The sequence below is a fragment of the Polynucleobacter sp. JS-JIR-5-A7 genome, from assembly GCF_018687935.1.
Classification (GTDB): domain Bacteria; phylum Pseudomonadota; class Gammaproteobacteria; order Burkholderiales; family Burkholderiaceae; genus Polynucleobacter.
Genome location: NZ_CP061308.1, coordinates 568633 through 586856 on the forward strand (window position 1 = coordinate 568633; position 18224 = coordinate 586856).

The window sequence follows — 18224 nt, forward strand, 5'->3', positions numbered from 1 at the left end:
TCACAAAGGCTTTATTTAAGCAGGAGATGGCTATGAGTATTGCATTCCAAGAAATGGTGATGACGGAGCGACAAAAGAAGTTTCGTAACAAATATGTTAACGAAATAAGCCCTTTTTATAATGGCCTTGTGCACATTGGTGTGATGTATGCGGTTGGAATTAGTCTCATTTATTATTGCGCTTCTAATCTACATGACGTTACTTGGGAGTGGATGGTAATCATTCCTGTAGCCATTGCTGGAAATTTTGTTGAGTGGGCGATGCATAAATATGTCATGCACCGTTTAATTGATGTCTTTGCGCTGCGCGCAATCTATGATCGCCATACACGCCAGCATCATCAATACTTCACCGATACTGACTACACGATTGATACCACCAAGGAATTTAGAATTGTTTTCTTCCCTTGGCGCGTACTGATTGTCTTAGGTGTATTTGGAACGCTCTTGGGTTATGTAGCCAGCCAAATCTTCAATCCTAATGTTGGGTATTTTGTATTTATGACCATGGTTGGGCACTACTTGATTTATGAAACCTTTCACTATTGCTGTCATATTAAAGAGAATTGGTTCGTTCGAAATATGCCATTTGTAAATACGATTAGACGTCACCATGCAGCACATCACAACCTTGGCATCATGATGCATAAAAATATGAATCTGAGCTTTCCGCTAGCAGATTGGGTTATGGGCACATCTGATTTAAAACGTGGCTTATTAGGAACCTTATTGAATGGATTTAATCAGGTACATGTAGACCCTGATTTAAAGCCTATTATTGAGAAGTTTAAGAACGGTAAGATACAAGAAGAAAAAGTCACTCTCGAAGGTCCAATTTTGACTTCTGAAGAAGCAAAAGCCTTAGAGAAATAATTGATAACACTACTTATCTCATGACCTACGCTGTTTTCTTTGATGTTCTGCCAAAAAAAGGTTTTACAGACGCCTATTTTGGAATGGCGGCTGGCTTAAAGCCTATTGTAGAAAAGAATCCTGGATTTATTTCAGTGGAGCGCTTTGAAAATTTAGGCCAAGCTGGCTGGTATCTATCCTATTCGCAGTGGGTGGATGAGAATGCGCTAGGCTCATGGCGCTGTCAACATGATCATCATGGCGCCCAAGTTTGTGGCAGAAATTTAGTCTTGGAAGATTATCGATTGAGGGTGGGTAGTGAGCAAAGTAGTAGCTCAGATAAATCTTGCATCCTAGCTTTAGTCGGTGATTTTTCTGCTGTACAGACAGCTACTGAGAGTGCCACAAAATCCTTTGTGAATGCTGCAAGATTATTTAAGGGTGTAATCAATCCAGCGCGAGGTATTGCTTTATTCGATTGTGATTTTGACAGTGCCTTAAAAGCAAAGGACTCTTTAGCTGTTCAGAAGTCATTTGATTTTGGTTTCTACGAAGTTCAGCGGGATTATGGAATGTTTGATCGAGCGCAAGCACCCAGCGTTTTTGCTTAAAGAACATGGCAACCAAAAAAACTACTAAAGCCTCAATCGTTGTTCCCGTTGAATTAGTATCCCTATCAGATAAAGCTTATGAGCAATTGGAAGAGCTTATCGTTACGATGAAGTTGGCTCCCGGTACCCCAGTCTCAGAAAGTCAACTCTCCACCATGCTTGGCATCGGTAGAACTCCTATAAGAGAAGCTATTCAGCGTTTGAGTCATGAACACCTTGTATCTGTCATGCCTAAACGGGGTATTTTTATTTCTGATCTCAATCCACAAAAACAACTCAAAGTATTAGAGACTCGTCGTGAGTTGGAGAGATTGATTTGCAAAAAGTCAGCAAAGAGATGCAATCTAGAAGAGCGCAAACAGTTTGAGAGAATGGCCAAAGACTTTAAAAAAGCTGCAAAAGAGAAAAATGAAAAGCTTTTTCTGAAGGTGGATAAAGAATTAAATGATTTAACCATCATCGCATCTAAAAATGAATATGCATCAAAGGCGCTATCAATGTTGCATGGTATGTCCAGAAGATTTTGGTTTGGTAATTTTCATCAGATCGGGGATATTACAGTTGCGGCTATGCTGCATGCTGATATAGCGGATGCTATTTGTGAAGGCAATGAAAAAGAAGCTGGTTTAGCGGTAGATAAGTTGCTTGATTACATAGAAGAATTTACCCGTAAGACAGTAATGTCAAATGAGTAATGGTGTTAGTTGTAGTTGATGTCTTGTTAAATTGAGATTTATAGGAGACTGAAATGAAAAAGCAGAAAATAAATAATCATGGTCGTCGTGAAGTAATTAAGGGAATAGGGGCCCTTTCAGCGCTAGCGGCCAGTGGCTGGGGATTCCCAGCGATTGCACAAAACACCCCAATTAAGATCGGCATCTTGGCGCCTCGAGCTGGTATTGCTGGCACGATCGGTGAATGCGGTCTGCGTGGCGCAATGTTTGCAGCTGATAAAATAAATAAGACGGGTGGTATCGGCGGTCGTAAAGTTGAACTAGTCATTGAAGAAGAGACTAATGCCAAAGATACAACTGAGCGTTATCGCAAGCTAGTTCTCCAGGACAAAGTAGATTGTGTTCAGGGCTTAGTATCCTCTGGCGTTTCCTTGGCTCTTGGACCTACAGTTGAAGAGATGCAAACAGTCACCATTTATTGGGACGGTACTACGCAAGATGGCGTGAAAGAAACAATTCCAAAGCCGAAATATCTTTTCCGCTCAACAGATAACGAGTGTGAAGCAGTGATGGCCTCACTGATTGCAATTAAGCAATACAAAGGTAAGTTTGCAACCATTGCCGGAATCAATCCAGACTATTCCTATGGTAGAAATAACTGGGCAGCATTCCAGGCGCTCTTAAAACGTTTCAATATTGAGCACAAAGTTGTTGCAGAGCAGTGGCCTAAAGTTGGCACTATGGAGCTATCAGGACAAATTGCTGCTTTAAAAGCCGCCAAACCTGATCTCATCTTCTCTTCGCTCTTGTTTGCTGATTTACCAGTGTTTATGCAGAACGCTAGTGCAGCTGGATTAGGTAATGGCGATGTGAAATTTGTTCTGCCAGCTGCCGGCTTTCAGCACACACTAATGAAGAAAGAGTTCACACCAGAGGGTATGGTATTTGGGCACAACACGATGTACTTTGATTTACCAAATGCTACTCCTTTGCAAAAAGAATTCGTAGCGCTCTACTACGATAAATATAAAGACTATCCAAACTGGGAAGCCGACAGAGCATACTTTGCAATGCAGGTCTATAAGGCTGGCATTGAAAAGGCACTTAAAGCCAATGGTGGTAAGTGGCCGGATAAAGATCAAATTGCTTCCGCCATGGAAGGCGTTCAAGTCCAATCATTGGGTGGTCCAGGCATGATGCGTAAAGATCATATTGCTGAGCAAACTTTCTATCAGGGTCTGACAACGCATAAGAATAAGTATGACTTTGTCACAATTAATCCAGTAGATAAAAAGTTTAGTGATCAACTCCAAAAACCTCCAGGAATGGATTTCTGGCAGTGGATTGACACAGCCAATATCACTCTTTAATAGTTAGTGCCGCTGAGCAGCCTTTGGGCTGCTCAGCTTTTTTGAATGTGAAAAATGACAGCATTTATTGACATTATTCTTAGCGGGCTTTTTCATGCTGCAGTTTTATTTTTACTAGCTGGCGGTTTGCAGCTTGTCTTTGGCGTTCAAAAAATTGTGAATTTAGCTTGCGGTGCTTTCTATGCCCTAGGTGCTTATTTCGGAATTACCCTCGTTTCATTAGCTATTAAATTTGGCATACCTGCCTATAGCTTGATTTTGGTACTCATTGTTGCAGGACTACTGATGGGTCTGGTCGGCCCGATCATTGAGCGCTTATTACGCTTGGTGTATGACCGCGAAGAGGGCTTTCAGCTTTTGCTTACCTTTGCCATTATGTTGCTCTTAGAGGATCTGATCAGAATGATCTGGGGTGCAACCCCAATGACTCTAGGTAATTTATCGATGACCTATGGTCAACTCAATTTCGCATCCACTTCGATCCCAACTTATAAGATTTTGGTGATTGGTGCGAGCATTATCTTGGCGCTTGGTTTGGGTTGGATGCTGCAAAAGACAGATTTTGGACGGATTGTTAGAGCTACTGCAGAAAACCGTCGCATGAGTGAGGCGATGGGTGTCAATGTGGTATGGATTAATGTAGCAATTTTTACTATGGGAACCATTTTGGGAACGATTGGCGGAGCCTTAGTTGTTCCAACTGCTGCGGCATCTTTGGAAATGATTTCCGAGGTGGTTGTTGAGGCTTTTGCGGTAGTGGTGATTGGTGGTCTCGGTAGTATGCGTGGCGCATTAGTTGGAGCGCTGATTGTTGGTATTATGCGAGCCTTTGCCGTTTCAATCTACGCAGAGATAGATCTTCTCTTAATTTATTTGATTGTGATTGCAATCTTAATCTTCAAGCCGGCTGGATTATTTGGTAAGGCGGTGGAGTCATGAATCTGCGTACCAAACTAACCCTACTGGTTTGCTTGGCCATCTTATGTGCTGCTCCATTCTTCCTGAGTCCTTATCACACGACTTTATTGCTACCAGCAATTGCCTATAGCATTATTTTGCTCGGGTTCAATCTTCTATTTGGCTATACGGGGCTGCTTTCATTTGGCCATGCATTGTTTGTGGCGGTTGGAGCCTATACAGTAGCTATTCTGACAAGTCGATTAGGTATTAAAAATATGGAAATCATATTTTTATGTGCTATTGCTGCAAGTGTTGTGGTTGCTGTACCGGTCGGCCTGATCTGCGTTCGATATGTACGCATTTTCTTTGGTATGTTAACCCTTGCATTTGGAATGCTGTTTCATTCCATCTTGTTTAAGTTTTATGATTTATCGGGCGGAGATTCTGGTATTCAGGTAGTAAGACCATTCTTATTTGGTCAAGACTTGAGTAGCATGGATAAAACGAGCTTTTTAGTTGGACCATTTTTCTATTACTCCATCATTATTTTGATTCTACTGGGAGCGCTGATGTGGCGAATTGTGCATTCTCCTATGGGCATGCACTTTCGTGCCATTCGTGACAATCCTAGAAAAGCTGAGTATCTCGGTATCCAGGTGCATCGCTTTCGTTTGATAGCATTTGTTATTTCTGCAGTCTATGGCGCCATTGGTGGAGCTCTATTAGTTGTGCCTGTGGGTCTTGCTGATCCAGAGCTTGCCTACTGGACGCATTCAGGAAATATTGTATTCATGACGATCTTGGGTGGCTTTAATAATTTCTTTGGCCCAATCGTAGGCGCCTTTGCTTTTATTGGCCTCAAAGATCAGCTCGTTGGCTTAACACAATATTGGCGCTTTGCGTTGGGCGTAGTCTTAGTCTTACTGGTCTTGTTATTACCTAATGGAATTATGGGCTTATTACAAGCTAGAAAAAGAATGGTTTCTCAGGAGAAAGCACAATGACCCCAATACTTGAGGCCAAAAATGTTTCTAAAAACTATGGTGTCTATCAAGCTTTAAAAAATGTGAGCTTGAAATTCTTCGAGGGAGAGACGATCTCTATCGTTGGACCAAATGGTGCTGGTAAGACTACTTTTGTTAATGTGCTTACTGGTTTATTAAAGCCTACTGATGGTGATGTCGATTTTTATGGTAAGTCTATTGCAGGAGTGGGTCCCGTTAAGCTTTCTCAGTACGGAATGGCCAGAGCTTTTCAGCTGGTACAAATTTTTCCGCTAATGACAGTACAAGAAACGATTATTTCTGCAGTCATTTCGCAAACTGGCTCTCAATATAATTTCTGGTCTAGTGCATCTGCACAAAAACGTTTAATAGATAAGGCTTATGAGGTTGCCAAAATATTTAATCTCGATAAAAAAATGTCCTGGCAAGCTTCATATCTTTCTCAAGGCGAAAAGAAGCTTCTCGATATTGCTAGTGCATTTGCACTAGATCCTAAGGTAATCTTGCTCGATGAGCCTACTAGCGGCATCTCTACCGCAGATAAGCGCGGCATTATGGATACCTTGATGGAGGCTGCAAAGATCTCAGGCATCAAGACTATCTTGCTAGTTGAGCACGATATGGAATTAGTGGCTGAGTATTCAACGCGCATTGTTGCGTTGGCTGAAGGGCAGTTATTGGCTGATTTACCGCCAAAAGAGTTCTTTGCCAATGCTGAACTAGAAGCGCAGATTATTGGAAAGCGGGTTTCTCATGCTTGAGATTAAATCTTTGGCAGTTGATATTCAGAATAGCCCGATATTGCGCAACATTAATATCGATGTGAACCCTGGTGAGTTGGTATGTCTTGTTGGTAGAAATGGCGCTGGCAAAACAACGACTTTAAAAAGTCTCATGGGGTATTTGAAACCTAAGGGTGGCGATATTCTGTGGAAAGGCAAGTCTTTAGTTGGTATGAAGACTTTCGATATTGCTAGAGCAGGTATTGGGTTCTCCCCAGAAGAGAGTGAAGTGTTTGGTGATCTAACTGTGGCTGAAAATATTGAGATGCCGACTTGGACCATTCAAACCAAACTATCCAAAGATGAGCGCATTGCGTTAGCTTACAAAATCTTTCCTAAGTTAGAGCGCTATCGAGATAGGGGCGGTCACCATTTATCTGGTGGTGAGCGCAAAATGCTCTCGATTGCTAGAGCACTTGCCTTAGATCCTGAGATGCTGATCTTAGATGAACCATTTGAAGGACTTTCTCCAGCTATTATTCCGGTGATTAGTGATGGCTTATCTTCGATACGAGGTCTCGGCAGAGCTATTTTGATGGCAGAGTCAAATGCCTTCCATATTCCAGACTATGCAGATCGGGTTTATATCATTGAGCGTGGAGAGATTATTTTTTCTGGCTCAGTTGAAGAAGCTAAGCGGGTTGCTCAATCCCAACTATCTATCGCCGCTAAGAATTAGAGTCCAGTCAAACTATCAATCGCCTTTGAAATGGCTTCAGTAGACGAGGCATCAAGAGCGCTAGTAGCCATATGCCCCCAGTTTGTATCTAGTTTCACCAATAAACAATTGGGAATCAAACTTGCTGAATGAATAGCCTGTTCAATTGGATTAAATAGGTCAAGACTGGGAACGCTGATGAGGCATTTAGCTCTAATGGATCTAAGAGCTTTTGCTAAGTCACCATTAAACGAAGCTGTCTGACTCACATCATGTGCATCGTATGCGATTGATTGGTAAATCCAGTCTAGGGGGTGGAAATTCATCCCCTTCCACCATTGCAGCCTTTGTTCATACCAGTCTTGTATTTGGGTAACATCTATAAATTGTTCATCACACTGATTGGGTGTACGCATTGCCAGCATCTGCATTATTGGCAACCATGCTAACCAAGCTTTATCAGGGTCATACGAGCCATTCATCTCGATATGGGAGGCTAGACACTCGCGAGCTGCCCTGGTCATTGATGATGCCCATGCAGTCGTTTTAGACATGGGTGTCAGTGCAATGATGTAGTCCATGAAGTCTGGGTAGGAGACAGCCCATTGCAGGGCTTGCATGCCACCCATAGAGGCCCCAATGATCGCATTGACATGAGTAATACCCAGTTGATCAAGCAACTTCTTCTGGCTTTCAACCATATCTCGAATTGTAAATTTAGGAAACTGAAAGTAAGGCTGTTCTTTTGAATTGGATGGAGAGCTGCTGAAACCATTCCCAAGTGCATCAATCGCAATGATGCGAGTATTTTTGATATCCAGTGTGTGAGATTGATTGATTAAAAAATCAAGACGATGATGAATGCTGCCAATGGCGCATAAGAAAATGACTAGTGGCTTTGAATGATCACCAAGTTCACCATGAACTACATAGCTGACTAGGCAATTTTTGATTTGCTCACCCAATTCGAGAGAAAGGTCCCCGATGCTCAATAAATGATGCGGCGCATCAATCCAATCGCCTTGTAGGGCTGGATGAGTATTTAGAGAGCTTATATCTATTGACACGGCGAGCATCCTTCAATAAAGTTTTCTGTAATGTACAACTTATATATTAGTTGATCAATCGAATGAAAGCGAGACAAAAATGCCTAAGTTTTTAACGGAAGCTCAGGTCCAGCAATTTAAGGATTTGGGCTATGTTTCCAAACTTAGGGTAATGAATGCTCAGCAGACGCAGGCTATTCGAGATCTATTAGAAGATTTTGAACGGCGCCAAGGGTCTCCTTTGCATGGTTCTCAAAGACATAAAACGCACTTATTATTTCCTTGGTTAAATGATTTAGTCCGAGATACCAAAATTGTGGATGCAATCGAAGATTTGTACGGTAACAATATTTTGTGTTGGACAAGTAATTTCTTTATTAAAGAAGCGCATGATCCTGGATTTGTATCGTGGCATCAGGATTCTACATACTGGGGCTTGTCATCACCTGATGTTGTGACTGCATGGATTGCCTTATCTTCTAGTAATACAAGTAATGGGGCTATGGCGGTGATTCCGGGTACCCATGCGATGGAGCAAATCCCACATCGAGATACTTACTCTAAAAATAATCTACTCACCCGCGGGCAAGAAGTTGCTGTTGAGGTTGATGAGAGTAAGGGTGTGACTTTAGAACTAGAGCCTGGTGAGATGTCTTTACATCATGTACGTATCATTCATGGATCACCTCCTAACAATTCAAATTCAAGACGGATTGGGTTTGCAATTCGTTACATCCCAACCCATGTAAAACAAATTGAGGGCGATGATTCCGCAACGCTAGTAAGAGGTGAGGATACATTTAAAACCTTTGCTCATGAACCCAGACCTAGTCAAGAGATGGAGCCTGATTTTGTGAAGCTGCATCAAGAGATCACAGAGAAAAGTGCAAAGATTCTTTATAAGGGTACTAAGGTTGAGAGTTACGACGCCTCATTAGCTGATCCAAGGGTGCGCTCTGCATGAATTTTTCCGGAGCGGTACTCAGAGAGCTTGGCCGCCCCTTGCAAATTGAGACTTTGTCTCTAAAGGGTCTATTGGCTAAAGATGTGGTTGTCAGAATTAAGGCCACTAGCCTGTGTCACACGGATCTTGAAGCGGTAGAGGGTGCCCTGGGAACGCCGGTTCCATTTATTCCTGGTCATGAAGCTGCTGGTATTGTTGAATCCATAGGCAAAGACGTTGCGCATCTCAAACCAGGGGATCATGTTGTTATCTCTTGGAACCCTTATTGTGGCACTTGTTACTTTTGCCAACGTAAACAAAGAATCATTTGTAGTCAGTATCGCGCCAACGCTACTAAGTCATTTCATTTTGATGGCGCACCTAGAATTTACGCAAAGGATAAGCCCGTTCATCAGTTGATGTATGCAGGGAGTTTTTCTGAGGTTGTTGTAGTGACCGAAGAGTGTGCAGTGAAAGTGCCCAAAGAATTGCCTTTTGAGGTTGCTTGCTTGATTGGCTGCGGGGTCATGACTGGGGTTGGAGCTGTTCTTAACATTGCCGAGCTAGAGCAAGGTGGAACCGTGGCAGTCATTGGATGTGGAGCAGTTGGACTATCTGCAATCCAAGGGGCTAAGCTGGCAAATGCCGGAAAGATCTTGGCGATTGATCGGGATCCGGTAAAGCTACAAATAGCCAAACAGTTTGGCGCTACTGATATCTTACTTGCCGATGAAAACGTAATTCAAGCTTGTATGCAGATGACCCATCAAATTGGATTTGACTGTGTTGTCGAATCTGCAGGTAATGAAGCAGCATTTCAGCTAAGTGTAGAGATCGTCAGGCCAGGTGGGAAAACAGTTTGGTTGGGCAAAGTACCGGTCAATCAAAAAGTCTCATTTCGTTGGGGCTCCCTCATGGGTGAAAAGCGCATTCATCGCTCTAGTTATGGCGGTACTAGACCAGAAATTGATTTCCCTTTTTTGGCGGAAGCCTATTTCTCAGGAAAATTACTGCTCGATCAGTACATTACCAGCAGAATAGGTTTGGCAGATGTGAATGAGGGGCTCGCTCGTCTAAAGCAAGGCAAAGAAATCCGCTCAGTGATCTTATTAGATTAAAGGCTTGCTCGAATTTCAGCAGAGCGATCCCATAGATTGGGAACTTGCTTTGAGGAGTAGCCAGAAACGAAATTCTTAGGACTGCCGGTGGCAGGATCATAGGTGTGACGTTTGACTGCACCAATATTAGCGCCATATACATGAATGCTGATCGATGTTTTATCAGCAACAGCATTACTCACTACATGAATATCGCCAATAGCAGGGCTAACCGCCTCAATATCGCCTTGGTGCAAAAGAGTTTCAGCACCATCAATCACTAATTCACCTGATGGTAATTGCTTGTAGCGCTGACCTTTTTCCATTCCTCTAAGCATGCCAATCAGACCCCAGATGCAGTGATCATGTATTGGTGTCTTTTGACCCGGACCCCATACAAAACTCACTACAGAAAATCTTCCCAATGGGTCCGCGTGTAGTAAATACTGCTGATAAAAATCAGGGTGGGGAACAGTACAAAATTCTGGAAGCCAAGCATCAGTTTGAATCAATAATTTGAGCAATTCAGAACCCTGGTTAATCAGCTTTTGCTCCTCATGCTCATGAGAAACCAAATTCGTCATGCTAACGACGAATTCTCGTAAGGGTGCAATGGTATCCAATTGATTACTCATATCCTAAGTCTCCACATGTATTAAAGAGTATCAAACTATCTAAAATTTTAGTAATGATAATAATGTTTTTCTTAACGATCGGGTGAGATAGGCGCTTACTCGTAACCAACGAATTAAAAAACGTGAAATTTCTCTAAAACAGTAATTTAGACATTGGTCTAAAACTACCCAGAAAGTGGCGTGAGATAAGCAGTAGATTCTGTGATGTCGATTGGGGTGAGGTGGATTTTGGGTCGTATCAACACTGTTTTGTTGGGTAAACCGACAAAACTATCCTGAGCCCGATGTTGACTTGTAAAGATTGAAATTTTCGATTTATGGCTCATAATCTAGAGCAATCATTTAGATACTGGAGCCTACATGTTACGACTATTATTGTGTGTCTCAACCTCATTGTTATTGAGTTTTAACGTTTACGCTCAATCAGCAAGTAGTTACCCTAACAAACAAGTTACCTTCATTTTGACCCAGGCTCCAGGCGGAGCTAACGATATCACTGGGAGGGCAATTGCGCAGAAATTGACCGATATGCTTAAGGTTCCCTTCATTGTTGACAACCGACCTGGCGCCGGCGGAAATATTGCAGCCCAATATGTTGCTAAGGCACCTAAAGACGGCTACACACTTTTGCTTGCTTTAGGAAATACCATCGTTATTAATCCATATCTTTATAAAAATACTGGATTTGATGCACAAAAAGATTTTGAGCCGGTAGCGCCCATAGTAAGGGCCCCATATGTTCTGGTTACCAATCCATTGTTCCCACCCAAAACAGTTAAAGAGTTAATTACCTATGCTCAGGCCAGACCTGGTGAGCTTTTTTATGGGTCAGCTGGAAATGGCACGCCTAACCATTTATTGTTTGACTTGTTTAAGTACCTCACCAAGACAAATATTGTTCATGTCCCTTACAAGGGGGCGGCTGCCTCAGCAATGGATACAGTATCGGGCCAAGTACCAATGAATTTTTCAAGTCTGCCGCTGGCATTACCCCTGATTAAGGATGGCAGATTACGCGCTCTTGGAATTACTTCTGTAACAAGATCTCCACTAGCTCCAGAAATTCCTCCTATTGCTGATACTGTGCCGGGGTTCAATCCTGATATGTGGGTTGGAATTTTGGCTCCAGCTGGAACGCCTAAAGATGTTATTACTAAGTTGCATAGCGACATTCAAAAGGCGCTCAATAGTAAAGATTTTCGTGACAATATGACTGAGAAAGGTCTGGACATTGCACCGACCGCATCACCTGCAGAATTTACCAAAATGATAGCCGCAGAATCTGTGCGCTGGAAAAAAATTATCGCCGAATCTGGCGCTTCTATTGATGAATAATGCTTCTCTTTAATTAAAAATTTGATTATGAAAATTACACGTCTTGAAGTCTTCACTCTTAAAGCCCCTCAATCAGGTAGACCGCATTGGGTAAGTCACTTTATCGTTCCAACTGCCAATGAAATCCTAGTGCGTATTTATACGGATGAGGGTATTGATGGCTTTGGGTTGGCTACAAGCTATACCCCCATTGATTTTGCCGTCAAAGCATTTAAGTCTGGTATTGGAGATTTAATTATTGGCGAAGATCCCTTAGCGCCCGAGCGTGTTTACAAAAAATTATTTTCTTTAACTACAAGCAGAATGGCAAGTGAAAAGGGCTGGTCTAGGGAGGCGGTCATCAGAATTTCCTCAGCAATTGATATTGCACTTTGGGATATTGTTGGCAAGACTGCGGGTTTGCCTTTGTATAGAATTTTTGGCGGCTTTCGTAGTGAAGTACCCGCCTATGTCACCTGTGGTTATTATCGCGATGGAAAAGATGATGCTGAGCTACGCGATGAGATACAAAAACTAGTTGAGCAGGGCCATACTGGGTTTAAGGCAAAGGTTGGTGGCTTGCCGCTAGAAAGAGACATTGAGCGTATGGCGCTCATTAGAGAGGTCATTGGAGATAAAAAAGACCTCATGATTGACGTAAATCGCGCCTGGGATTTAGAGACTGCAATTAAAGGCGCCCAATTACTGGAGCCTCTAAACCCTCGATGGCTAGAAGAGCCAGTGAGATGGGAAGATGATCGTAGGGCTCTGAAACTCCTATCCAATAAAACACGTATTCCCCTGTCTGGTGGGGAGAGTGAAGTCACTAGCTATGGTTGCCGTGCGATGATTGAAGAGCAAGCAATTCAGATACTACAATTTGATTGCACCATGTTTGGAGGCTTTACTGAAGGACGCAAAATGGCTGGTCTGTGCGAGTTAAATCATGTTCAAGTTGCACCACATCATGATTGCTTCATACATGCACATATTGTTGCGGGCAGTCCAGCAGGCTGCATCGTTGAAGCCTTTACTGATCCGGAGCGTGATCCATTACAGGCAGAGTTATTTGAAGAGCCGCCAGTGATTAAAAATGGCGTGATGCAATTAAAAGAGCAGCCTGGATTGGGTTTGACCCTATCTGAGGCTGCAATGAAAAAATTTAGTGAGCGAATTATCTGATTGATAGGCCACATGAATAACGAAGTCATTAACCAGCTTGCCCCCAATGGAGCCTTAAAAGCGGGTATTTATTTGGGTAATTTTTTACTTGTGACCAGTAAAGATAATCAGGGAAATCCAGAAGGCGTTTCACCTGACTTAGCGTATGCAATTGCTAAATCATTGAATGTGAAAATTCAATTGATACCTTTTGATACTCAAGGTGAGTTAGTCGAAGCAGTAGCAAAAGGAATTTGTGGGATTGGTTTAGTAGGATCTGATCCTGATCGCGCACAAAAGATTACTTTCGCACCAGCTTATGTTGAGATTGAGGCCACTTATTTGGTTCCGCCCAACTCGCCACTTAATGCAATTGAGGACGTTGATACACCTGGGGTCCGCATCGCCTCATTTAAGAAGAGCGCCTATGACCTGTGGCTCGTTCGTAATATTAAAAATGCATCCTTAGTTCATGCCGATACCCTAGAGGCAAGTGTAGATTTATTTTTTAATGAAAAGCTTGATGCGCTGGCAGGGCTTAAGACGGGTTTAATTAAGGATTCCAAAAGATTGCCTGGATCTGCAGTATTGGATGGGCAATTCATGGCCGTGCAACAAGGTGTAGCAACGGCCAAAGAAAATCTTCAGTCGATTGAGTTCTTATCTAGATTTGTGCAAGATGCTAAACAATCCGGCTTAATTGCCTCTTTCATTAAAAAGCATAAGGTCAACGGCTTATCAGTCGCTGCCTAAGTGGAAAATGAAAAAGCCCCGCAGAGCGAGGCATAGTAATGCTTGGTGGGTCGGGCGAGATTCGAACTCGCGACCAACGGATTAAAAGTCCGCTGCTCTACCGACTGAGCTACCGACCCAGTTAAGCCATAAATTATAGCAAGAAGTTTGTAGGCGATCCCTTGGTCTGCGGTGTCTGCCCGTAAGCCCTTGTAGTTACAAGTAGCTTATGAGTTCGCTCTTCTGGCGACTGGTGGATTTTTGGAAAAATAATCCTTAATCCCCTTCAGAATAGCCTCAGCAATGCGGTCCTGGTAGCCATCATCATTCAGTCTGACTTCTTCTTGAGGATTACTAATAAAGGCAGTTTCTACCAAGATAGAAGGGATGTCTGGTGCCTTTAAAACAGCAAAGCTGGCTTGCTCTACCTTTCCTTTATGTAAGGGCGCAAAACCACTAATTTGCTTCAGAATAGAGTTTCCAACCTGCAGCGAGTCTTTAATCTGAGCAGTGGTTGACATATCTAGGAGTAGATTAGCTACCTGTCGATCTTGGGTCTTGATATTGATGCCACCAATCAAGTCTGAAGCATTTTCTTTATTGGCCATCCAGCGTGCCATTGAGCTACTAGCACCCATTTGCGAAAGTGCAAATACGGAAGCACCTTTGGCGTGTGGCTGAATAAATGCATCCGCATGAATAGAAACAAAAAGATCCGCCTCAACTCGTCTGGCTTTTTGTACTCTCACATGCAGAGGTACAAAATAATCACCATCTCTAGTTAAAAAAGGGCGCATATAGGCTTCACCCTCTATCTTGTCTTTGAGTCGCTTTGCAATCGAGAGAGCTACATGCTTTTCTCTAGAACCTAATGAACCGATTGCACCCGGATCTTCGCCACCATGACCAGGATCAATGGCAATGGTGATCAGGCGTTTGTACTTAGCAGCTGCCGGAGCTTCTTTAGCCTCTGGTATGGCTTGTGCCACTGGCGACTTTGGCGCTTCCTTTTTAGTAGCAAACTGCGCAATAAAATCTACTTCTTCATTTGATTTAGCTAGAGCACTTTCTTTACGAGCGCTGCTTTTTACTAACTCCATCAAGGGATCAGGTGGAGTGGTAGGGTACAAATCAAAGACCATGCGGTAGTTGTATTCACCGACGGGGTCTAATGTGAAGAGTTGAGGTTTGATCGGTTCTTTTAAGTCGAATACCAAGCGCACTACTCCTGGCTGAAACTGACCTACTCTTACTTGCGCAATATAAGGATCATTAGGCTTGACCTTGGCTACTAAATCTCTCAAAGTGGGGTTGAGCTCCAAGCCTTGCACATCAACTACCAGGCGATCAGGATTGGTGAGGATCTGCTGGCTAATAGGCAATGGTGTATCGGATTCCAGAGTGATGCGGGTGTAGTCCTCTGATGGCCAGACACGTACACCCAATATCTTGGCGCCCCAAGCAATCTCCACTTCTGTAAAAAGCAGTGCAAAGCTCAAGAACTTGGCTGAAGTTTTGAGATGCTGCCTTCGCGCAAGATTCGTTTGTCGAATAGTTTTTTTAATACCCATTTACTTGCTTAAATTCTGTATTACATGATTCAGAACATGGTGGCCATCATTCAGGAGTGCTGTTATCGTCACTGATCTCTCATTCTCATCTACGCCCGGGAGTAATTCAATTTGTAGATCGAATGGTGGTAGAGTGCCTACAGCTTTTTCTGGCCACTCAATTAAACAAAAGCCAGGAATGTCAAAATATTCTCCAAAACCAGCTTCTTGCCATTCCAGAGGATCACGCATTCGGTAGAGGTCAAAATGATGCGCGGTAAATTCACCGCTATTGGTTTTGAGTGTGTAAGGCTCGCACAAGGTATAGGTTGGACTTTTGACCTTGCCCGCATAAGCCATTGATTGGATCAAATATCGTGCGAAGGTGGTCTTGCCTGCCCCTAAATTGCCAACTAGGGAGATATTGAGGTGTCCCTGTGGATTTTGTTCCATAAAACCAGTAATGCTGACGGCAAGTTGTCTGGCTAGGCTAGCGGTATCTGCTTCCTGCCTACAATGTTGCTTGATTATTGCTAATGGTGTTTCTGGGGTTTGAGCCATTGTTCTAGTTTATTCAATTATTGCGCTACATTCTCTATTCATATGCCTTTATCTGCCCATTCCTCTGCTCTAGACGAGTCTAAGTTACGTGCTTGGCTTGGAGAAAAGGCTATAGAGTTGGGATTCGATGGTTTGCGCATTACTGATACCCACCTGGGCTTGGCAAGCAAGCGTTTGCAGGAGTGGTTGGCAGATGGGCGTCATGGCCAGATGGAATACATGCAACGCCATGCGGATCTGCGTGCTGATCCACAGCGATTAGTGCCAGGTACTGTACGCGTCATTTGCGTCATCATGAACTATCTGCCACCCGATATCAATCTTGATACAGAGTGGCAACGCTTAGAGGATCCCTCTCAAGCAGTGGTCTCAATGTATGCCAGAGGTCGCGACTATCACAAGGTTTTGCGTCATCGCTTGCAAGAATTTGCCAACGCCATCGAAGAAAAAATTGGCACTTTTGGATATCGTGTATTTACGGATTCAGCCCCTTTAATGGAAGTTGAGCTTGCTCGTAAAGCAGGTTTAGGTTGGCGTGGAAAACATACGCTCTTACTCAATCGTGAATCTGGCTCTACCTTTTTCTTGGGTGAGATCTTGGTCGATGTACCACTCCCAATCGATGAAGCACAAGACGAACATTGTGGCACTTGTCAGTCGTGTATCGATGTTTGTCCAACACAAGCCATTACTGCGCCATATCAATTAGATGCACGCCGCTGTATCTCCTATCTCACCATTGAGAACCCTCAGGCGATTCCAATGGAGTTTCGCAGAGCAATGGGTAATCGCGTTTATGGTTGCGATGATTGTCAGTTGATTTGTCCATGGAATAAGTTTGCTAAGCGCACACAGTTGCCAGACTTTGCACAGCGTCATGGTTTGGGACAGGCTAGTCTTTTGCATTTGTGGTCATGGACTGAAGCAGAGTTTGAAGAGCGCCATGAAGGCAGTGCGATTCGACGCATTGGTTATAGCCGCTGGCGCCGTAATCTCGCGGTCGCAATGGGTAATGCCCTAGCCAATCCAGTAGTAGCTAATGCAGATAAGGAAGCCATTCAAAAAGCCTTGAGTGAAGGTCTCTCATCAGCAGATGCACTCGTTGCGGAACATATTGAGTGGGCTCTCAATCCCATTCCTTAGGCAAGCTTAGACAATAATGGAGCCTAGCTCTTACAATTAGCCTATGTCATCAGCCGACCAACCTTATATTGATCCTAGCGAAATTGCATTAGAGGGTTCGGCAGCGGAGCGCTTTAAAAGCCCTCGCGATGCATTCTGGGTGGGGATGCGTGATGCAGCTGGAGCGCCTGCCATGGTGCTCTTTGCTGGCATGGTGGGTTTTGGAGCCATGGGCAAAACCAATGGCTTTGATGTTTGGATCACGACCTCTACTACATTTTTTATGTTTGCCTTGCCAGGGCAGGTGGTCTTATTAGAAATGGCAATCACTGGTTCATCCGTCATCGCAATTGCTTTGGCAGTGACTTTAACCTCGACCCGCTTCATCACGATGACGTTGACACTCTTTCCGCAGTTTCATCAGAAGGATCGCAATCGGAGCTTATATGCTTCCGTTCATTTATTGGCCATGACGGCATGGGCAATTTCGATGCGTGAGTTTCATGCGATAGAGACCAAGCACCGCTTGGCCTATTTTGTAGGCCTTGGTTTACTCTGTTGGTTAATTTCGATTCCTGGAACGATCTTGGGTTTCTATTTGGCTGGCATGGTGCCGCCTGCTGTAACGCTGGGGCTGGTATTTATTAATCCACTCTTCTTCTTATTAACGTTTACTGAAGTCAAGCCTTGGGTTAATCGCATTGCTCTTTGCATGGGTTGTATTTTTGGCCCTATCTTCTTTCTAATTGATCGCGATACCAGCTTACTGACAGCAGGTCTTGTAGGTGGGACTCTGGCTTACTTTATTGATCGCAAGTTCTTGCGTAAGAAAGCCGGAGTGGTAGGGTAATGAGTCCAATGGATACGATGACAAACGCGCTCTCGGGATGGGGTTTGTGGATTGCTCTAGTAGGCGCCTGTATTGGTACTTATTTCTGCAGAGCGATTGGTGTCATGCTTTCTCAAAGCATTAATCAAGAAAGCGAAATCTTTCGTTGGTTAGCGGCGGTGACCTACACCATGGTTGCTGCCTTGACGATTCGCCTGATCGTCATGCCTTTGGGTTTAATGGCTACCGTGCCTTTGTGGATTCGGATTTTGATTTGTGCCTTAGCGATTGGCGTGATGGTTTCTAAACCTTCTAAGCGTTTGGTTCCAGCCTTATTGACTGGAACCTTGCTGATGGTGGGGTATGGCGTGATTCGCTAAGCTT

Annotated in this window: 20 protein-coding genes and 1 tRNA gene; 16 read left to right on the forward strand and 5 right to left on the reverse strand. The window is 43.5% G+C overall.

Annotated features, from left to right (window positions below; genetic code table 11):
- Positions 1-56: 56 nt before the first annotated feature.
- The 8 genes from AOC29_RS02990 to AOC29_RS03025 are packed head-to-tail and all read left to right on the forward strand — an operon-like array spanning position 57 to position 6871.
- Positions 57-872 (forward strand): sterol desaturase family protein, encoded by an 816-nt coding sequence (locus tag AOC29_RS02990; RefSeq protein WP_215297316.1) that lies wholly within the window; start codon positions 57-59, stop codon positions 870-872.
- 20 nt (positions 873-892) lie between these two features.
- The gene (locus tag AOC29_RS02995; protein WP_215296564.1) at positions 893-1462 is read left to right on the forward strand and encodes an antibiotic biosynthesis monooxygenase; all 570 of its coding nucleotides are present in this window, start codon (positions 893-895) and stop codon (positions 1460-1462) included.
- A 5-nt stretch (positions 1463-1467) separates the two neighbouring features.
- Positions 1468-2157, forward strand: a complete 690-nt coding sequence (locus tag AOC29_RS03000) for a GntR family transcriptional regulator (protein WP_215296565.1) — start codon at positions 1468-1470, stop codon at positions 2155-2157.
- Positions 2158-2210: 53 nt separating this feature from the next.
- Positions 2211-3506 carry an ABC transporter substrate-binding protein gene (locus tag AOC29_RS03005; protein ID WP_215296566.1) on the forward strand — a complete coding sequence of 432 codons (1296 nt, stop codon included), beginning with the start codon at positions 2211-2213 and terminating at the stop codon, positions 3504-3506.
- Between the two features lie 54 nt (positions 3507-3560).
- Entirely contained in the window at positions 3561-4445 is an 885-nt protein-coding gene (locus AOC29_RS03010) for a branched-chain amino acid ABC transporter permease (protein WP_215296567.1), read from the forward strand.
- Entirely contained in the window at positions 4442-5410 is a 969-nt protein-coding gene (locus AOC29_RS03015) for a branched-chain amino acid ABC transporter permease (RefSeq protein ID WP_215296568.1), read from the forward strand. Before AOC29_RS03010 ends, AOC29_RS03015 begins: the two co-directional genes overlap by 4 nt.
- Positions 5407-6171 carry an ABC transporter ATP-binding protein gene (locus AOC29_RS03020; protein ID WP_215296569.1) on the forward strand — a complete coding sequence of 255 codons (765 nt, stop codon included), beginning with the start codon at positions 5407-5409 and terminating at the stop codon, positions 6169-6171. The genes AOC29_RS03015 and AOC29_RS03020 overlap by 4 nt, the downstream gene beginning before the upstream one ends.
- Complete coding sequence (locus AOC29_RS03025; RefSeq protein ID WP_215296570.1) at positions 6164-6871, forward strand: ABC transporter ATP-binding protein; 708 nt, start codon at positions 6164-6166, stop codon at positions 6869-6871. The genes AOC29_RS03020 and AOC29_RS03025 overlap by 8 nt, the downstream gene beginning before the upstream one ends.
- On the opposite strand, the gene AOC29_RS03030 is transcribed toward AOC29_RS03025, so the two are convergent.
- On the reverse strand, positions 6868-7917 hold the full coding sequence (locus AOC29_RS03030; protein ID WP_251370055.1) for an alpha/beta fold hydrolase: 1050 nt from the start codon (positions 7915-7917) through the stop codon (positions 6868-6870). The genes AOC29_RS03025 and AOC29_RS03030 overlap by 4 nt on opposite strands.
- 79 nt (positions 7918-7996) lie before the next feature.
- Between AOC29_RS03030 and AOC29_RS03035 the strand changes: the two genes are divergently transcribed.
- Together AOC29_RS03035 and AOC29_RS03040 are read left to right on the forward strand one after the other, a co-directional pair.
- Positions 7997-8860 carry a phytanoyl-CoA dioxygenase family protein gene (locus AOC29_RS03035; protein WP_215296572.1) on the forward strand — a complete coding sequence of 288 codons (864 nt, stop codon included), beginning with the start codon at positions 7997-7999 and terminating at the stop codon, positions 8858-8860.
- Complete coding sequence (locus AOC29_RS03040) at positions 8857-9957, forward strand: Zn-dependent alcohol dehydrogenase (RefSeq protein WP_215296573.1); 1101 nt, start codon at positions 8857-8859, stop codon at positions 9955-9957. The genes AOC29_RS03035 and AOC29_RS03040 overlap by 4 nt, the downstream gene beginning before the upstream one ends.
- Here AOC29_RS03040 and AOC29_RS03045 read toward each other — a convergent pair.
- A complete protein-coding gene (locus AOC29_RS03045) occupies positions 9954-10571 on the reverse strand; it encodes a cysteine dioxygenase (RefSeq protein WP_215296574.1) in 618 nt (205 codons plus the stop codon). The genes AOC29_RS03040 and AOC29_RS03045 overlap by 4 nt on opposite strands.
- Before the next feature lie 360 nt (positions 10572-10931).
- Here AOC29_RS03045 and AOC29_RS03050 point away from each other — a divergent pair, with 360 nt between their 5' ends.
- The 3 genes from AOC29_RS03050 to AOC29_RS03060 are packed head-to-tail and all read left to right on the forward strand — an operon-like array spanning position 10932 to position 13799.
- A complete protein-coding gene (locus tag AOC29_RS03050; protein WP_215296575.1) occupies positions 10932-11906 on the forward strand; it encodes a tripartite tricarboxylate transporter substrate binding protein in 975 nt (324 codons plus the stop codon).
- A gap of 27 nt (positions 11907-11933) precedes the next feature.
- Positions 11934-13067, forward strand: coding sequence for a mandelate racemase/muconate lactonizing enzyme family protein (locus tag AOC29_RS03055; protein WP_215296576.1), 1134 nt, complete (start codon positions 11934-11936; stop codon positions 13065-13067).
- Between the two features lie 12 nt (positions 13068-13079).
- Complete coding sequence (locus AOC29_RS03060; RefSeq protein ID WP_215296577.1) at positions 13080-13799, forward strand: transporter substrate-binding domain-containing protein; 720 nt, start codon at positions 13080-13082, stop codon at positions 13797-13799.
- A 43-nt stretch (positions 13800-13842) separates the two neighbouring features.
- Here AOC29_RS03060 and AOC29_RS03065 read toward each other — a convergent pair.
- The 3 genes from AOC29_RS03065 to tsaE form a co-directional block, all read right to left on the reverse strand.
- Positions 13843-13918: transfer RNA gene (locus AOC29_RS03065), tRNA-Lys, on the reverse strand.
- Between the two features lie 87 nt (positions 13919-14005).
- Complete coding sequence (locus tag AOC29_RS03070) at positions 14006-15349, reverse strand: N-acetylmuramoyl-L-alanine amidase (protein ID WP_215296578.1); 1344 nt, start codon at positions 15347-15349, stop codon at positions 14006-14008.
- A complete protein-coding gene (gene tsaE / locus AOC29_RS03075; protein ID WP_215296579.1) occupies positions 15350-15889 on the reverse strand; it encodes a tRNA (adenosine(37)-N6)-threonylcarbamoyltransferase complex ATPase subunit type 1 TsaE in 540 nt (179 codons plus the stop codon). It abuts the gene before it with no gap.
- Positions 15890-15931: 42 nt separating this feature from the next.
- Between tsaE and queG the strand changes: the two genes are divergently transcribed.
- Genes queG through AOC29_RS03090 form a run of 3 tightly spaced genes read left to right on the forward strand, consistent with a single transcriptional unit; the run spans position 15932 to position 18220 of the window.
- Complete coding sequence (queG, locus tag AOC29_RS03080) at positions 15932-17032, forward strand: tRNA epoxyqueuosine(34) reductase QueG (protein WP_215296580.1); 1101 nt, start codon at positions 15932-15934, stop codon at positions 17030-17032.
- Positions 17033-17075: 43 nt separating this feature from the next.
- Entirely contained in the window at positions 17076-17861 is a 786-nt protein-coding gene (locus tag AOC29_RS03085) for an AzlC family ABC transporter permease (RefSeq protein WP_215296581.1), read from the forward strand.
- A complete protein-coding gene (locus tag AOC29_RS03090) occupies positions 17861-18220 on the forward strand; it encodes an AzlD domain-containing protein (RefSeq protein WP_215296582.1) in 360 nt (119 codons plus the stop codon). The genes AOC29_RS03085 and AOC29_RS03090 overlap by 1 nt, the downstream gene beginning before the upstream one ends.
- The last annotated feature ends 4 nt before the right edge of the window (positions 18221-18224 follow it).

What these genes read in the sequence shown, in the direction of transcription:
- AOC29_RS03015 (WP_215296568.1), top strand. Translation starts at nt 4,442, where the DNA reads ATGAATCTGCGTACCAAACTAACCCTACTGGTTTGCTTGGCCATCTTA.
- AOC29_RS03060 (WP_215296577.1), top strand. Translation starts at nt 13,080, where the DNA reads ATGAATAACGAAGTCATTAACCAGCTTGCCCCCAATGGAGCCTTAAAA.
- AOC29_RS03005 (WP_215296566.1), top strand. Translation starts at nt 2,211, where the DNA reads ATGAAAAAGCAGAAAATAAATAATCATGGTCGTCGTGAAGTAATTAAG.
- AOC29_RS03085 (WP_215296581.1), top strand. Translation starts at nt 17,076, where the DNA reads ATGTCATCAGCCGACCAACCTTATATTGATCCTAGCGAAATTGCATTA.
- AOC29_RS03000 (WP_215296565.1), top strand. Translation starts at nt 1,468, where the DNA reads ATGGCAACCAAAAAAACTACTAAAGCCTCAATCGTTGTTCCCGTTGAA.
- AOC29_RS03010 (WP_215296567.1), top strand. Translation starts at nt 3,561, where the DNA reads ATGACAGCATTTATTGACATTATTCTTAGCGGGCTTTTTCATGCTGCA.
- AOC29_RS03025 (WP_215296570.1), top strand. Translation starts at nt 6,164, where the DNA reads ATGCTTGAGATTAAATCTTTGGCAGTTGATATTCAGAATAGCCCGATA.
- AOC29_RS03045 (WP_215296574.1), bottom strand. Translation starts at nt 10,571, where the DNA reads ATGAGTAATCAATTGGATACCATTGCACCCTTACGAGAATTCGTCGTT.
- queG (WP_215296580.1), top strand. Translation starts at nt 15,932, where the DNA reads ATGCCTTTATCTGCCCATTCCTCTGCTCTAGACGAGTCTAAGTTACGT.
- AOC29_RS03050 (WP_215296575.1), top strand. Translation starts at nt 10,932, where the DNA reads ATGTTACGACTATTATTGTGTGTCTCAACCTCATTGTTATTGAGTTTT.
- AOC29_RS03020 (WP_215296569.1), top strand. Translation starts at nt 5,407, where the DNA reads ATGACCCCAATACTTGAGGCCAAAAATGTTTCTAAAAACTATGGTGTC.
- tsaE (WP_215296579.1), bottom strand. Translation starts at nt 15,889, where the DNA reads ATGGCTCAAACCCCAGAAACACCATTAGCAATAATCAAGCAACATTGT.
- AOC29_RS03055 (WP_215296576.1), top strand. Translation starts at nt 11,934, where the DNA reads ATGAAAATTACACGTCTTGAAGTCTTCACTCTTAAAGCCCCTCAATCA.
- AOC29_RS03035 (WP_215296572.1), top strand. Translation starts at nt 7,997, where the DNA reads ATGCCTAAGTTTTTAACGGAAGCTCAGGTCCAGCAATTTAAGGATTTG.
- AOC29_RS03070 (WP_215296578.1), bottom strand. Translation starts at nt 15,349, where the DNA reads ATGGGTATTAAAAAAACTATTCGACAAACGAATCTTGCGCGAAGGCAG.
- AOC29_RS03040 (WP_215296573.1), top strand. Translation starts at nt 8,857, where the DNA reads ATGAATTTTTCCGGAGCGGTACTCAGAGAGCTTGGCCGCCCCTTGCAA.
- AOC29_RS03090 (WP_215296582.1), top strand. Translation starts at nt 17,861, where the DNA reads ATGAGTCCAATGGATACGATGACAAACGCGCTCTCGGGATGGGGTTTG.
- AOC29_RS02995 (WP_215296564.1), top strand. Translation starts at nt 893, where the DNA reads ATGACCTACGCTGTTTTCTTTGATGTTCTGCCAAAAAAAGGTTTTACA.